Origin of the sequence: Rhizobium sp. Root1334 (genome assembly GCF_001426665.1) — a bacterium.
Classification (GTDB): Bacteria; Pseudomonadota; Alphaproteobacteria; order Rhizobiales; family Rhizobiaceae; genus Pararhizobium.
The window spans coordinates 797,922-811,927 of sequence record NZ_LMEY01000001.1; the positions used below are offsets into that span (position 1 = coordinate 797,922).

Consider the following 14,006-nt stretch of genomic DNA (forward strand, 5'->3'; position numbering starts at 1 on the left):
CTTACCCTGCGGCGGCCAGCGATGTTTCGTGTTGCAAGGACTGGCCGCGCGAGGCTGCAACAACAGCATCGACGTCCAGAATAAGGGCTACACGGCCGTCGCCGAGAATAGTGGCGGCGGCGATGCCGGGCACGTGGGTGTAGTTGGCCTCGAGGCTCTTGATGACGACCTGACGCTGCCCCTGGATGGCATCGACCATCAGAGCACGCTGGCCACCGCCTTCGGATTCCACCAGAAGGGCGACGCCTTCGACCGGATTGGCCTGGGTTGCACGGAAATTCAGAATACGGCCGACATCGACCAGCGGGCAGAACGAATTGCGGATCGAGATCAACCGCTGCGTCGCACCGAAGGAATGAATCGCTGCGGCATCCGGCTGCAAGGTTTCGACAATCGCGGTCAGCGGCACGACCAGCGTCTGGCCGGCAACGGTGACGACCATGCCGTCGAGAACGGCCAGCGTCAGCGGCAGGCTCATGGTGAAGACCGAGCCATGGCCAGGCTTCGACGAGATGTTGATACGCCCGCCGAGCGCCTGGATGGAGCGCTTGACCACGTCCATGCCGACGCCCCGGCCGGACAGGTCGGAAACCTTGTCGGCGGTTGAGAAGCCGGCGTGGAAAATCAGGTTGTCGATTTCCTCGTCCGACAGATTGGCATCGGCGGCGATCAAATCGTTGTCAATCGCCTTCTGGCGCACCTTCTCGCGGTTGATGCCGGCGCCGTCGTCGGAGAGTTCGATGACGATACGGCCAGAGCGGTGCTTGGCGGTCAGCTTAACGGTGCCTTCGGCATTTTTACCGGCGGCAATACGCTTTTCCGGCATTTCGAGACCGTGATCGACCGCGTTGCGGATCATGTGGGTCAGCGGTTCAGCGAGCTTGTCGATGACGGTCTTGTCGACTTCAGTGTTTTCACCCTCGGTGACGAGGCGGACCGACTTGCCAGTGATATCGGCAATTTCACGGACAGTACGAGCCATGCGCTGGAAGACCGGCTTCACCGGCTGCGCGCGGATCGCCATGACCGAGTCCTGGATCTCGCGGGTGAGTTGCTGCAGCTCTTCGAGACCCATATTGATCGAGGAAACACCGTTCGAATCGTTCTCGATGACGCTCTGCGACAGCATGGCCTGGTTGATGACCAGTTCGCCGACGAGGTTGATCAGCCGGTCAACTCGATCGAGATCGACGCGGATGGTCGGAGCGGCGGCAGACGAAGCCTGCTGGGCATTGTTCTGGGCAGCGGCAGCGGCTGCACCCTTGTCAGCGGCGGGAGCACGCGACGCGCTGGCCGCCATCTGAACGACATTGGACGCAGCTTCGGCGGCCGCGACGGCTTCCTGCACGGCGGCGATCTGCTCTTCTTCTTCAACCACGCCAAGCGGCGCATCGGGCTCGTCGTCGAGCGCAGAGAGGTCAAACGGCACCGGCTGCATTGGCAGGTCGTCAGCGACAGCCTCCGAAGCCTCGCCCGTTTCGTGCGCCGTTACTTCGAGATCGCAATCCCACTCGGCGAATTCGAAGACCGAACGGATGGCATCTTCGCCCTTGTCGGTTTTGATCGAAACTTTCCAGGAGAAATAGGCCGCTTCCGGATCCATCTGGTCAAGGGATGGCAGGCCATCCATATTGCAATGGATGCTCATTTCACCGAGGCGCGAGAGATCGCGCAGGAGCAGCGTCGCCTCATTGCCCTTGGTATAGAGTTCCGACTTCGGCTTGAAGACAATTTCATAGGACGGAAGATCGGCTACAGCCTCATCTTCATCGCCGAAATCGTCAAAGGAGAAGGCGACGGGAACGAAGCCTTCATCGTTGCTGACTGGAGCCGGCGCGACAGGCGCCGCAACCGCTTTCGGGGCAGCCGCGACGGGAGCGGCCGCCGGAGGCGCCTCGCCCTTGGCCAATGCCTCAAGTTCACGGATCAGTTGCGCCGAACGCGCCTGATCGACACTGCCGCCGTCGCGGGCGACATTGGTGAGGTCGGCCAGCACATCTGCCGATTTCAGCATGACCTTCAGGACATCCTGGTTTGGTTCCAGCTTGTTGGAACGAACGCAATCAAGCGTGGTCTCGAACACGTGCGCGAAAGAGACCAGATCATCCAGCCCGAACGCTCCGGCGCCACCCTTGATGGAGTGGACCGCACGGAAAACCGCGTTCACCGTTTCCGGATCGCGATCGCCGTCATTGAGCCTCAGGAGACCGGATTCCAGTTCGGCGAGCTGCTCCTCGCATTCCTGAAAGAAAATCTCTTTGATTTCGTTCATATCCATGGCGGGAATCCTGGCGTTAGGCGGTTACGCGCTCGATTGCATCGATCAGCTTGGTCGGATCGAACGGCTTGACGATCCAACCGGTCGCGCCGGCCTGGCGTGCGCGGTTCTTCTTTTCCGCGTCGCTTTCGGTTGTCAGAACCAGGATCGGGATTGCCCGGAATTTCTCGTTCTTGCGCACGCCTTCGATGAAGCCGAAGCCATCGAGACGCGGCATGTTGATGTCGGTGACGATCACATCCGGATTGGCATCTTCAAGAACTTCGAGGCCCTCGATGCCGTCTTCGGCCTGGATCGTTTCGAAACCGGCATTGTTCAATGTCACCAGAAGCATGTTCCGGATGGTTCTGGAATCGTCGACTGTGAGAACTTTCTTTTTCATGTCTCAAATCTCCTTTGCCATCAGGTGGTCGATATTGACCCCGATGAGCTGTGTCGTTTTCGTAAATGCGTCCGACACCTTGGCGAAGGTGAAAGACTGATTATCCTCTTCCCAGCTTTTTGCCCCAGCCATCAGGACCTGAACGCAGAGGGCTCCGACGCGCTCGACCGCGGATGCATCGATCGCGAGCGGATTGCCGCGTAGAGCCATCAGCTTGCCATGCAGCGCGTTGGCCTCGTTGAGGTCGAGGACCGGAGCGAGGCTCAAACTTTTCCGAGCGGCTTTCTTGGCTGCCATCTCTACTTTCCTTGTCTGGCTGAGAGTAATTTACACGGATGGTTCAACTGGTTTTCAGTGCGCCCACGCGAACGCAGATACTGTCCCTCAACGATCGCCAGTCTCGGCAATGTGTGTTTGCAACGGCTCTGCATCAGCGCGACCACCCGGCAAGACGGCCCTGAAGACCATAACTGTCATCGAAGCCGTCATTGTTTTCGCCCGCGATTTCGCCCGGCCGTCCGGCTGGCGCAATCACCGCAGGCGTCGAATAGGACGATGTGAAGGCGGTCTTCGGCGCCTGCCGCTGGACATGGAACTGGCGAATGGTCTGGCCGAGCTCGAGAATGACGGTATGCAAGTCGTCGCAAGTTTCCTTGGCGCCCGCCGCCTGCTGGGCACTGGCGCCGATTTCGGCACCGATGCGACCGAGATCGGATGTTGCGGCCTGAAGACCGGTGACCTGTTCGGCGGTTTCTTCGGCGATACCGGCGATCGCATCATTGATGCCGCGCACCTGCTCGACGATATTGCTGATGGCGTCCTGGGTGCGGCCAACACGCTCGACCCCCGCCTCGACCTGGGACTTGGTGCTCGATACCAGCTGCTTGATTTCACGGGCCGCATCACCAGAACGCTGCGCCAAGGCGCGCACTTCCTGGGCAACGACCGCAAAACCGCGGCCGCTTTCGCCAGCACGCGCCGCCTCGATGCCGGCATTCAGCGCCAGCAGATTGGTCTGGAAAGCGATCTCATCGATGACACCGATGATCTGTCCGATTTTTTCCGCAGACGCTTCGATATCGGCCATCGCCGAAATGGCCTGTCCGGCAATCTCGCCGCTGTGTTCAGCCGACTGGCGGGTCACGGCAACGCTCTTTTCGGCCGCCCGCGTCTGGGTGGCATTGTGCTTGACCCGGTCGACGATAGCACCGAGCGACCGGACGGTCTCGCCGAGCACGTCCGACTGCTGTTGCGCAACCTCGGCAAAGTGTCCAGTCTGACCGGCAAGATTGCGCGACGATGTTTCGAGCGTGACGGCGCGGTCCGCAAGACCGATGAATTCGTTCTGGATGGCGTCGAGCGCACCATTCAGGCCCTGGGCCAACGGCTGGTATGCCGTGGCCACGTCTTCGGACGTGCGGACGGAAAGGTCGCCGCGGCCAAGCGCCTGGGTGACATCGCCAAACAGAGCCAGTGCCTCGGCTTCGCCTGCCTTGCGCTGTTCGGCCAGCTGGCGCTGGTGGCTGTGGCGCTGTTCGTTGAAGCGCAGGGAAACGCAAATCTCGGTATCGACGAACACGGTGCGGACGAGGGCAGCGACGAGATCCGTCAATTCCTTCCTGCTCGCCTTGCCAAGCGACAGCATCGATTTCGGCCAGAACTGCTCGATCATCGAACAGATCAGGCGTTCGAGCACAACCGAATGGCCGGCAATCTGCCAGCGCGGGTCAAGGCCCATCTTGCTTTCGGTATCCGACAATACCTTGACGCGCTCGGCATAGAGGCTGTCGAAGCGGGCGTCGGTCAGCACGCTCCAATGCGACGACTGGAGGTCATGCAGCCGGTCGATCTGGCGGTCGCTGGTGAAATGGCGCGCGGCATCCGGAAAGGTCTGAAGACGCTGGAACAGGTCGCGCAACGCAAGCTCGACCTCTGTTCCAAGCGACTGGCGGTGTTTTCGCAAAACGTCGGTCTGGTCTTCATCAAGCCCGGCAAAACGCAAGCGCTCCAGCAGGCTGCCTGCCTGAGCTTTCCTCGTCTGATCTGGCGATGTTTCCTGCCTCACGCTTTTCCCCGGTCCGGTATCTCATCTCTGCAAACCGCATGGCTTTCAGAGGTATCCTGTAGAAAATCAAACTCTTGCGGCATGTCCGCATGCCGTGAACGGCGCACAGTGCATCCACTCGTCACCGGATGTTCGAAAGGGGCTTTGCCCAAGCATGCCGTCTTGCAAGACGCCAAGTGGCGACGGCTATTGCCGGCTGGCCACGGCGATCGGCCGCTTCGTTCCCAAGAAATATCCGGTGAAAGTGCATACCGGGTCAGAACCGGTTCGTCGGTACGGCGTCATGCCTTGCGGGGAAGTAGATTTTCCCACTCCAACGTGTACGACCATGTTTATGGTTAATTCCTTGCTTGAAGGTTAACGGTTGATAGTCCGTATCTTCTTTCACTAAAATTGGCGGCATATTGCCTTCACGGGGCGCAACCGCCTGTGAAACGGGGGTTTGTGCGGCATTGGAGAAACAACAGGTTTTCAATGGTAAAACTTGGCAGTTGAACTTGAGACACCCCGCCATTAACTACTGCCTATTCTGACCGGCACAAGCCATACGCAAGCATAGCCGGCCAAGGTGAAGCGGCATCATGATGATGACGTAGAAGGAACGGGCAATGATTGTTCTGGGACTAAGCGCTACGCTTATCGCCACCCTGACACTGGCAGCAGTCTCCATCCTCCTGACTATCGAGGATGATAGCAAATCTGTGAACGCCCGGATCTTCTAGGATATAGTCAAATCATACGTCGGTCCGGCAGCATATTTGTGTTGCAGGACATGCCGTATTGTTGCGTGTCCTTGGACACGCGAAGTGCCGCAGACCTTGAAGGCTGCAGCCGCCAGTTTGCCCCTCGTTTTCCCACGGTTCCTTGAGCGCCAACGCTACAGCCGGTGAGACCCGCCCCGAAGGGCGGGCCGCAGGGTCATTCGGCTGGAGCGTATTGCGCGCCTGCCGGGATTTCGGCACGGCGCGGCAGTGTCAGGGCAACGATCAGCCCCAAAACGGTTCCCACAGCAGCCAGATAGACGGCGAACCGGGTCCCTTCGATCAGCCCGGCCACGGCCGTTTGGCCGGTCGCTTCGCCGACGCCGTTGGCGACAGCAACCAGAATGGCGAGGCCGACGGCCAATCCAACCTGCAGGCTGGTCGATGCCATGCCCGACGCCACGCCCTGTTCCTCCTGCGCAACCCCAGTTGCCGAGACGATCCACATGGCAGTCCACACCATGCCCTGGCCGACACCGAGCACAGCCATGCCCGGGACAAGCCCCGCATAGCCCCATTCCGGCGAAATCCCGTAGGCGAACGCAACCATGCCGGCGACGCTGAGGACCTGGCCGATCACCAGGCTTGTGCGAACGCCCGAGCCCGTCGCCATGCGCTCGCCCAGTTGCGTGCCCACGAAGATGGCAATGGCTGGAACGAGGAAGGCCAGGCCAGTCCACAGGGCGTCAAAGCCGAGCATGCCCTGGAAAAGGACGGTCTCGAAGTAGGGCAACGCACCCAAGGTGGCGCCGAAGAACAGCGTCAGCAGCATGCCCGCCAGCGCGTAGCGGTTGGACAACAGCCGCAATGGCATCAGCGGATCATCGCTGCGGGCTTCGATGACGAAGAAGGCTGCCAGCAGGATCAGACCGGCAACCAGAGCCACCAGGATCGAAGACGACGCCCAGCCAACTTCCGGCCCTTCAACGAGGACGTAAACCAGCAGCGTAATGCCGATTGTCGCGGTCAGCGCACCCGGAAGATCGAAGCTGCGATGCGAGCCCTGGCTGACATCACGCGGCATGACGATCAGGGCACCGGCGATGATGATGACAACGAGTGGCACGTTGACGTAAAACACGGCAGGCCAGCCATAAGCACTGGTGAGGATGCCGCCGAGAAGAGCGCCGACCGTCAGGCCGGAAGCACCGGCACCGCCCCAGATCGCCAGGGCGCGGTTGCGTTCTCGCCCCTCGGCAAACAATGTGGTGACGAGAGACAGGGTTGCGGGAAACAGCAAGGCGCCGCCGACACCCTGGATGGCCCGGGCGATGATCATGGCACTTGGACTTGCCGCCAAACCACCGACCAGCGAGGATACGCCGTACAGCGCGAGGGCAAAGATGAAGATACGGCGGCGGCCGAGAAGGTCGGCGGCGCGGCCGCCCAGAAGCAGGAAGCCGCCAAAGGCGACACCATAGGCGCTGACTACCCATTGCAGGGTCTGGCGCGAGAAACCAAGTTGCGCGCCGATGTCAGGCAATGCGACGAAGACGATATTATAGTCGACAGCGATGACGAGCTGGGCAAAGGCGAGCAGGAACAATGTCCAGCCCAGCCGCCGGTGACCGCCGGTTGCGGGTGATGGTGACATGATGGATATCTCTTTGTTGCGGGAGCAAGGCTGCGCAGTCTTGATGATTTGATAGTACGGATAGAATCGTACAATTGTCAACGTGACGCAGTCAAAAAGTTTGACTGTACGCGAACTGTTTATTATCTTCGCATGATGAACGACCATCATCCCACGCGTGAAGACCTTCGCCTGCCCGACATCCTTTTGGCTCTGGGAAACCCCATCCGGCTGGCCGCGGTCAAACAGATTGCGCTCGGCGAGTGTATCTGCAGCGATTTCGTGACCGATGTTTCGAAATCGACGATGACGCATCATTGGCGCGTGCTGCGCGAGGCCGGGGTCATCCGGCAACGGCCGGAGGGCCGGGTCATCTATATGTCCTTGCGGCAGGATGACCTGGAGGCGCGGTTTCCGGGCCTCTTGTCAGCAATCTTCTGCGCCGACAACAGGGCCGGATCGGCATAAGCGACGCATGCGTCCCCGGCGCCGTCTATAAAGACTGGATGTGTTTCATCCAGCTTGCCGCATAGGCAACATACGTTTCAGGAACGGAACCTTTAAATTCCACCGTGTGCGCCTGCGCCTGGCTGGCATCGGCAAGACAGGCGGCGCCAAGGCTGGTCCCGGTGGCACTCTGGCTGCCGATCAGCACCGGCCGGCCGGTCGCCGCCTTCAGCATCCGCAGATAACTCGAATTGACCGCAAACGGCCCTTCGACCACGATCTCACCTTGAGCGCCGATCAGTTCGAGCGAACTGGCCGTCATCATCGCCAGATGGAAAGAAACAACGGCGAGCCGCTGCGGGCCTGTCAACGAGGCCTCGTCGCAGGTCCAGCGCGCCTTGGCATGCGGGAAAGGCCCCGAACCTTCCGGCACCGATGGCAGAAGCATCCATTGGGCAGCCGCCACGTGCGCCTCGACATCCTCCGAAACCGCGACTGCCGGATCAGTGATCAGCGTCGAGAATGCCCGTCCGCCCATGAACCGCGCCGATGGGACGGGATCGCCGAGCGCATTGACGTTGATCAGCGTGTCGCGCGCTTCGTCCAGCGCCACTTTCCTTGCGCCCATCGCCATCATCACCACCCAGGTCCCGGTGGACACAACCGAGAAAGGGGCGGCCCGCGTCAGCACATGCGGAAGCAGCGAGGAATTGGAATCGTGAATGCCGCAATAGACCGGCAGACCGATGGGTAGGCCGGTGTCCCTCGCCGCCTGCGGTGTCAATCCACCCAGAACATCGCTGGCGCGCCGAACGGGTGCAAACAGCGGCCGCCAGCCGCGAGTGTCGACCATCGTGGAGAAGTCGGCAAAATAGGGATTCCACAGATCGGTATGGCAGCCGAGCGACGTCAGTTCGGTGGAAAGAACACCGGTCAGCCGGTAGGACCAATATTGCGCATAGGTCAGGATGCTGGCGACATCGGCAAACTGGTCAGGGAATGTCTGTTCCTGCCAGTAGATCTGCGCACCGATGTTCAATCCCATTGGTAGCCGCGCCGCGCCGGTCTCGGCAAAGAGCGGACGTACTTTGTCATAGTCACCGGACAGTGTGTCAGGGCCGGTGAATTCATAATCCAGTAGTGGCAGGGCGAGATCGCCGTTCTTGTCGAGCAGCACCGCTGTTGCCCCATGGGTGGTCACCGAGATCGCGTCGAACGGCGTCTCGGCATTCAGTGCGGCGAGACTTTCGGTGATGAAACGCCACAGGCGCTCGACATCGAAATGCGGATAGAGACCTTCGGTCACGACGCCGTTGGCGGTCTTGCGCACCGCCGTTTCCTCGAACCGGTCGAGATCAACCAAGGCGACCTTGGCATTCGTCTTGCCGATATCGATGACGGCGATGGTCTTCATGGGATCACTTCATATGAAAGACGGGAACAAGCGGGACGGCGACCGGTTCGTTATCGGCCTTCGTCTCCATGATGTCAGCCATATAGGCCCACCATTTCTGCATCACCGGATGTTTGGGCAGATCGGCCATGGTGTGATCATCCCGCCGCCAGAGAACACCGAACAGCAGGTTAGTCTCTTCATCGAGATGGATCGAGTAATCCGACACCCCGGCCTCCGCCAGCAACGCGGACAGTTCCGGCCAGATCGCGTCATGCCTCGCCTTGTATTCTTCAGTCATGCCTGGGTTGAGCCGCATGCGAAAAGCGTATTTTTCCATAATATCCTCAATGCGCCCTGCGGCGGCGTGCGCGTGACCACAGGATCGGCAATGCGATGACGGAAATCAACAACACGCCGATGAAGATCGACATGACGATACCCGGTACATTGAGAAGCCCGAAGCCGAAGGTGACCATGCCCATGATGAAGGCGGCAAGCACGACGCCCGGAATGGTACCGGAGCCGCCGAGAATGCTGACACCACCGAGCACCACCATTGTCACCACTTCCAATTCGACACCGAGCGCGATCGACGGACGCGTGGAGCCGAGGCGCGAGGTCAGGCAGATCGAGGCAATGCCGGCCATCAGGCCCGTGAGCAGGAACAGGATGAACTTGACCCGGCCGACGCGGACGCCGGAAAACAGCGCCGCCGTCTGATTGTTGCCGATGGCATAGACGGCGCGGCCAAAATTGGTCTTGTGCAGCAGCACGCTGTAGACAATTGCGAAGAACACGAACAGCGCGAATTCGAACGAGAAGACCCACCAAACATAGCCTTGGCCGAAATAGGCGAAGCTGGCCGGATAGCCCGTATAGGCCTGATCGCCCAATATGATGAAGGACAGGCCGCGAAACAGGCTCATAGTGCCGATAGTCACCACGATCGATGGCAGGCCCAGACCGGTGATCAGCAGGCCGTTGATAGCACCGCAAAGCAGACCGGTGCCGAGACCGACGACGACAAGCATCGGCATATCGGCGCCCATGGTGACGGCAAGCCCCATGGCGGTCGAGGACAAAGCGATGATCGAGGCGACGGAGAGGTCGATCTCGCCGGAAATGATGACCAGAGCCATGGCGAAGGCAATCAACGCCTTTTCGGTGAAATTGAACGTCGCGTCGGACAGGTTCCACGGATCGAGGAAATAGGGCGACGCGAAGGAATTGATCGCGAAAATCGCAATCGCCACCACCAGAAGCAGGCTCTCCCAGCTTTTTAGCGCCCGGCTGCCCCGACTTTGCAGCCGGTCCGGAATGATCCGGGGTGAAAGATGCGCCTCCGCCATCAGACCGCCTCCGCTTTCTTCAGAATGACACGTCCCTTGCGCTTTTCGGTGCGGGCGTTGACGGCAACAGCGATGATGATCACCGTTCCGGAAATCGCCAGCTGGGCAAAGGGCGAGATATTGATGACCGGCAGAGCATTCTTGATGACGCCGAGGAACAGGCCGCCGAGCACGGCACCGCCGACCGAACCGATGCCACCGGCAATCGAAATGCCGCCAATGACGCAGGCCGCGATGATATCGAGTTCGAAACCGGCGGCGATATCGACGTAAGCAACGGCATAGCGCGATACCCAGAGATAACCGGCGAGACCCGCGAGACCGCCGGACAGGCAATAGGCGAAGAAGCGCGTGCGGCCGACATCGATGCCGGTATAGACGGCCGCATGCGGATTGCCGCCGACAGCGAAGAAAGCCCGGCCGACCGCCGTGCGCGTCATCAGGATATAGACGGCGGCGATTGCCAGAACTGAGAGCCAGGACAGAACCGGAAAGCCGATCAGTGATGTGCGTGGCAGCGCCTTGAAGGCATCGCTCATCTGATGGGCGTTGATCCACGCGCCCTTGCTCAGAAGGAAAATGCTCCCGCGAAAGATGGTGAGCGTTCCGAGCGTCACGACAATCGGCGGGATTTCCAGCTTCCAGACCAGCAGGCCATTGATCGAACCGAGGAGAGCGCCAAGGGCCACAACCACCAAAATGACCAGCGGAATCGGAATGCCCGGAAACGCCGCATTGAGCATGGCGGCGACCATGCCGCACAGCGCCAGATTGGCCGCCATCGACAGATCGATGCAGCGCGTCAGAATGACGGCCATCTGGCCGAGCGCCAGAATGATCAGGATCGACGTGTCATTATAGACACGCGCCAGATTGGCAGGCGCGATAAAGCCTGGGAAACGCAGGGTAATCGCCGCAAGCAATATAGCGATGGCGACGACCAGCAGGATTTCGCGGTTCTTCAACAATTTTGCCATCACGCAGCCTCCCCGATGCCAGCGGCGGCCCGCACCAGCTTTTCAGCCGTCAGTTCGGCACGCTCAAAACGCCCGGCAATGCGGCCTTCGCGCATGACGATGACCCGGTCGGCCATGCCCATGATTTCGGGAATTTCCGAGGAGACCATGATGACACTCAATCCCTGCCCTGCCAGTTCGCTCATGAAGGCATGCACCGCAGCCTTGGAGCCGATATCGATGCCCTTTGTCGGTTCATCGAGGATGATCACTTTCGGCTGCGTCGCCAGCCATTTGGCGATCACCACCTTCTGCTGGTTACCGCCTGACAGTGTGCCGACATCCTGATCGAGCGAGGCAGCGCGAAGATCGAGGCGCTGCGTATAGTCGCGCGCCAGGGCAAACTCATTGGCGAGCTTCAGGAAACCGGCCCGTGAAGTCTTCTGCAGCGAAGGCAGCGTGACGTTCTGGAAGATCGGCAGGCCGATGATCGCGCCTTGACGGCCGCGCTCCTCCGGTACGTAAACGATACCGGCCTCGATCGCCTCGGCGGGAGATCGGATGACCAGCACTTCGCCGTGAAGTTTGACCGCACCCGCGGATGGCCGGGTGATACCGATCAGCGACTGCATGAATTCGGAGCGGCCCGCACCGATCAGACCGTAGAAACCAAGGATTTCGCCGCGGCGCAGCTCGAAATTGATGTCTTCGAATTCAGTCGGATGACGGTAGCCCGAAACCGTCAGCACCGGTTCGCCGATATCGACATCGACCTTCGGGAAGACCTGACCGACATCGCGGCCGACCATCATTTTGACCAGCTGATCCTGGGTGACGTCGGCAATCAACCCCTCGCCGACCATGCCACCATCACGGAATACGGTGTAGCGGTCGGCAATGCGGAAGATTTCATCGAACTTGTGGCTGATGAACAGGATCGCCTTGCCGTCTGCTTTTAGCCGGTCGATCAGTTCATAAAGCTCATGGATTTCCTTGTGCGACAGGGCAGCCGTCGGCTCGTCCATGATCACGACGCTGGCGTCGATCGACAGGGCGCGGGCAATCGCCACCATATGCTTGTTGGCAATGCCGAGGTCGCGCAGCCGGATGGTCGGATCGATATCCGCACCGACACGGCGCAGCAGGTCACGGGCATTGTTATTGAGCGTCGTCCAGTCGATCAGCCCGAAACGGCCGCGCGGCGCATGGCCGAGGAAGATGTTTTCAGCGACCGACAGTTCATCGAACAGCACGGTTTCCTGATGGATCGCCGTGACACCGGCGTGTGCGGCGGCCATGGCCGTCGGGAAATGGGTTCCTTCCCCATTAACCCGGATCGTGCCGCCGTCCGGCTGGTAGATGCCGGTGAGGATTTTCACGAGCGTCGACTTACCCGCGCCGTTTTCGCCGATCAGCGCCGTGACGGAGCCGGGATACAAGGCGAGCGAGACGCCGGACAGCGCTTTAACGCCCGGAAAGGACTTGGAAATGCCCTCAAGCGCGACAGCGGGTTTCATCCGCGATGTGGTCGTTTCCTGCAGCAAGAGGCAATCCACCGGTGTGATTTGAAATTGAAAATTATCGGCAGGCTATCGCTTGCGCGATTGCCCCTCACCCTAGCCCTCTCCCCGCAGGCGGGGAGAGGGGATGACCGAGGCCGCCGCTTGTTCCTTCTCCCCGTTTACGGGGAGAAGGTGCCCGACAGGGCGGATGAGGGGCATCAGCCTGCGAGTAGGCCTTCAAAAATCAGAAGATCTTGGCGAACTCTTCGACGTTCTTGGCATCGTAGACGAACGGGTCGGCCATGGCGCCTTCGTTGTTGTCGTCGAGCTTGACGGTGCCCATGCGGCCCATCTTCAGTTCGGCGCCCGGCTTTGCTTCCGCACCGCCGATCAGGTCATAGGCGATCATGGTGGCGGAATAGCCGAGGTCGATCGGGTTCCAGATGGCGAAGGACTTCGACGAACCGGCCTTGACGTGGCCCGCCATTTCCGAGGGAAGGCCGAGACCGGTGACGTTGATCTGGCCGACCTTACCCGCGTCTTCAACGGCCTGCGCTGCCGCAACGATGCCGACGGAGGTCGGAGCGATGATCGCCTTGAGGTTCGGGTAGGACTGAATGAGGCCCTGCGTTTCGCGATAGGACTTGTCGGCAAGGTCATCACCGTAAACGGTGGCAACGACATTGATGCCCTTGTAGTTGCCCTGAACCTTCTTCATTTCCTCGATCCAGGTATTCTGATTGGTCGAGGTGGCCGTTGCAGAGAGAACGGCGACGTCACCGCCATCCGGCAGCTGGTCGGCGGCAAGCTTGATGATCATATTGCCGATCAGCGGGCTGGACGACGGGTTCAGGTGCATCGAACGTCCTTCCTTGGCGACACCCGAATCCCAGGAAATGACCTTGATGCCGCGGTCCATGGCCTTCTTCAGCGCCGGAACCAGGGCATCGGTGTCGTTGGCCGAAACTGCAATCGCATCGACCTTCTGGGCGATCAGCGAGTTGATGACCTCGATCTGGCCTTCGGCCGTCGTCGTCGTCGGGCCGGTGTAGATCACCTCGACATCGCCGAGTTCCTTGGCCGCTTCCTGGGCGCCCTTGTTGGCCGCTTCAAAGAAGCCGATGCCGAGCGCCTTGACGACCAAGGCGATCTTCTTGTTTTCCGCATGCGCCGCGCTTGTCATCAGTGCCAGCGAAACCGCTGTCGTGACCATCAATGCCTTGAAAATTTTCATGACGTTCTCCTCCCTGAAGCCGCGCGGTCACAATGATCGCGTTCATTCGGCCGTATGCTCTCA

General features: G+C 60.2%; 12 protein-coding genes. 1 reads left to right on the forward strand and 11 read right to left on the reverse strand.

Features of this window, described 5'->3' with window-relative positions; translation table 11 throughout:
• Position 1: 1 nt before the first annotated feature.
• The 5 genes from ASD36_RS03870 to ASD36_RS03890 all read right to left on the reverse strand — a co-directional run bounded on the left by ASD36_RS03870 (position 2) and on the right by ASD36_RS03890 (position 7,080).
• A complete protein-coding gene (locus ASD36_RS03870; protein WP_060500270.1) occupies positions 2–2,278 on the reverse strand; it encodes a chemotaxis protein CheA in 2,277 nt (758 codons plus the stop codon).
• Positions 2,279–2,294: 16 nt separating this feature from the next.
• Complete coding sequence (cheY1, locus tag ASD36_RS03875) at positions 2,295–2,660, reverse strand: chemotaxis response regulator CheY1 (protein WP_037105517.1); 366 nt, start codon at positions 2,658–2,660, stop codon at positions 2,295–2,297.
• 3 nt (positions 2,661–2,663) lie between these two features.
• Entirely contained in the window at positions 2,664–2,957 is a 294-nt protein-coding gene (locus ASD36_RS03880; RefSeq protein ID WP_037105515.1) for an STAS domain-containing protein, read from the reverse strand.
• Positions 2,958–3,090: 133 nt separating this feature from the next.
• A complete protein-coding gene (locus ASD36_RS03885; RefSeq protein WP_082562689.1) occupies positions 3,091–4,725 on the reverse strand; it encodes a globin-coupled sensor protein in 1,635 nt (544 codons plus the stop codon).
• 918 nt (positions 4,726–5,643) lie between these two features.
• Complete coding sequence (locus tag ASD36_RS03890; protein WP_060501328.1) at positions 5,644–7,080, reverse strand: MFS transporter; 1,437 nt, start codon at positions 7,078–7,080, stop codon at positions 5,644–5,646.
• Between the two features lie 132 nt (positions 7,081–7,212).
• Here ASD36_RS03890 and ASD36_RS03895 point away from each other — a divergent pair, with 132 nt between their 5' ends.
• On the forward strand, positions 7,213–7,527 hold the full coding sequence (locus tag ASD36_RS03895; protein WP_200954867.1) for a helix-turn-helix domain-containing protein: 315 nt from the start codon (positions 7,213–7,215) through the stop codon (positions 7,525–7,527).
• A gap of 25 nt (positions 7,528–7,552) precedes the next feature.
• Here ASD36_RS03895 and ASD36_RS03900 read toward each other — a convergent pair whose 3' ends face one another.
• From ASD36_RS03900 to rhaS, 6 genes are all read right to left on the reverse strand, one after another.
• Positions 7,553–8,920, reverse strand: coding sequence for an FGGY-family carbohydrate kinase (locus tag ASD36_RS03900; RefSeq protein ID WP_060500272.1), 1,368 nt, complete (start codon positions 8,918–8,920; stop codon positions 7,553–7,555).
• 4 nt (positions 8,921–8,924) lie between these two features.
• A complete protein-coding gene (gene rhaM, locus ASD36_RS03905) occupies positions 8,925–9,239 on the reverse strand; it encodes an L-rhamnose mutarotase (protein WP_060500274.1) in 315 nt (104 codons plus the stop codon).
• A 7-nt stretch (positions 9,240–9,246) separates the two neighbouring features.
• Positions 9,247–10,251 (reverse strand): ABC transporter permease, encoded by a 1,005-nt coding sequence (locus ASD36_RS03910; RefSeq protein WP_060500276.1) that lies wholly within the window; start codon positions 10,249–10,251, stop codon positions 9,247–9,249.
• Positions 10,251–11,231, reverse strand: a complete 981-nt coding sequence (locus ASD36_RS03915) for an ABC transporter permease (protein WP_060500278.1) — start codon at positions 11,229–11,231, stop codon at positions 10,251–10,253. The genes ASD36_RS03910 and ASD36_RS03915 overlap by 1 nt, the downstream gene beginning before the upstream one ends.
• Positions 11,228–12,724, reverse strand: a complete 1,497-nt coding sequence (locus ASD36_RS03920) for a sugar ABC transporter ATP-binding protein (protein WP_060500280.1) — start codon at positions 12,722–12,724, stop codon at positions 11,228–11,230. Before ASD36_RS03920 ends, ASD36_RS03915 begins: the two co-directional genes overlap by 4 nt.
• A 229-nt stretch (positions 12,725–12,953) precedes the next feature.
• Complete coding sequence (rhaS, locus tag ASD36_RS03925; protein ID WP_060500282.1) at positions 12,954–13,943, reverse strand: rhamnose ABC transporter substrate-binding protein; 990 nt, start codon at positions 13,941–13,943, stop codon at positions 12,954–12,956.
• Positions 13,944–14,006: the final 63 nt, after the last annotated feature.

Excerpts from the sequence above, each read along its gene's own strand:
- ASD36_RS03870 (WP_060500270.1), bottom strand. The coding sequence starts at position 2,278 with ATGGATATGAACGAAATCAAAGAGATTTTCTTTCAGGAATGCGAGGAG.
- cheY1 (WP_037105517.1), bottom strand. The coding sequence starts at position 2,660 with ATGAAAAAGAAAGTTCTCACAGTCGACGATTCCAGAACCATCCGGAAC.
- ASD36_RS03880 (WP_037105515.1), bottom strand. The coding sequence starts at position 2,957 with ATGGCAGCCAAGAAAGCCGCTCGGAAAAGTTTGAGCCTCGCTCCGGTC.
- ASD36_RS03890 (WP_060501328.1), bottom strand. The coding sequence starts at position 7,080 with ATGTCACCATCACCCGCAACCGGCGGTCACCGGCGGCTGGGCTGGACA.
- ASD36_RS03895 (WP_200954867.1), top strand. The coding sequence starts at position 7,213 with ATGATGAACGACCATCATCCCACGCGTGAAGACCTTCGCCTGCCCGAC.
- ASD36_RS03900 (WP_060500272.1), bottom strand. The coding sequence starts at position 8,920 with ATGAAGACCATCGCCGTCATCGATATCGGCAAGACGAATGCCAAGGTC.
- rhaM (WP_060500274.1), bottom strand. The coding sequence starts at position 9,239 with ATGGAAAAATACGCTTTTCGCATGCGGCTCAACCCAGGCATGACTGAA.
- ASD36_RS03910 (WP_060500276.1), bottom strand. The coding sequence starts at position 10,251 with ATGGCGGAGGCGCATCTTTCACCCCGGATCATTCCGGACCGGCTGCAA.
- ASD36_RS03920 (WP_060500280.1), bottom strand. The coding sequence starts at position 12,724 with ATGAAACCCGCTGTCGCGCTTGAGGGCATTTCCAAGTCCTTTCCGGGC.
- rhaS (WP_060500282.1), bottom strand. The coding sequence starts at position 13,943 with ATGAAAATTTTCAAGGCATTGATGGTCACGACAGCGGTTTCGCTGGCA.